Below are 647 nucleotides of genomic sequence, written 5' to 3' on the forward strand. Positions count from 1 at the left end.
TGGAGTTTTATCTGAACCAGCGGAGTCATCTTTGACCTTGTTCATCGTTGCGCTGACATTACCGTCGCCCAGCACATGGATATAACCAGGTTGACGTAATGCAGCACCACCGCGCCCCATGTTGTCCCATGCCATCGACAGTTCCCGGCTAACTCGGGCAGGTTTGTCATTTTCGGCAGGGGCAGTCTGGGGCTGAGGCTTTTGCTCGGGGGCGTTAGAGGCACACCCGGCCAGAATTGCCACTCCCAGAATTGCTATCAGTTGTCTCATCGTGTCGTTCCTCATAAAAAATTGTCGATGAGCCCATTCTAAAAGGGGGGGGATGGAAAGCTGGTTTCTCAAACTGCCCAAATTGGACAGATAGGCGTGTGTGCGATCTAAAGGTGTTTTGAGAGCATGTAGCGACGAGAAATACGATAGGAATATGGTCAACCTACATGCTGAAAGCCCTTAACAAGTTATTTGGTGGGCGAAGTGGAGTGATCGAGACCGCGCCGAGCGTCAGAGTGTTGCCGCTTAAAGACGTGGAAGATGAAGAAATCCCTCGATACCCACCTTTTGCCAAGGGCCTGCCAGTGGCCCCACTAGACAAGATACTGGCAACCCAAGCTGAACTGATTGAGAAAGTGCGGAACTCTCTCGGTTTC

1 protein-coding gene and 1 pseudogene are annotated in these 647 nt (G+C 51.6%); one reads left to right on the forward strand and one right to left on the reverse strand.

Annotation, left to right across the window (positions count from 1 at the left end):
* Positions 1-324, reverse strand: a pseudogene (locus R7Z50_RS28290) (hypothetical protein); the annotation flags it as partial.
* A 113-nt stretch (positions 325-437) separates the two neighbouring features.
* On the opposite strand from R7Z50_RS28290, the gene R7Z50_RS28295 reads away from it, so the two are divergent.
* Positions 438-647 (forward strand): hypothetical protein (locus R7Z50_RS28295; RefSeq protein WP_318149857.1); only part of this gene is annotated, 210 nt, incomplete at its 3' end.

This window comes from Vibrio sp. 1249-1 (assembly GCF_033340495.1).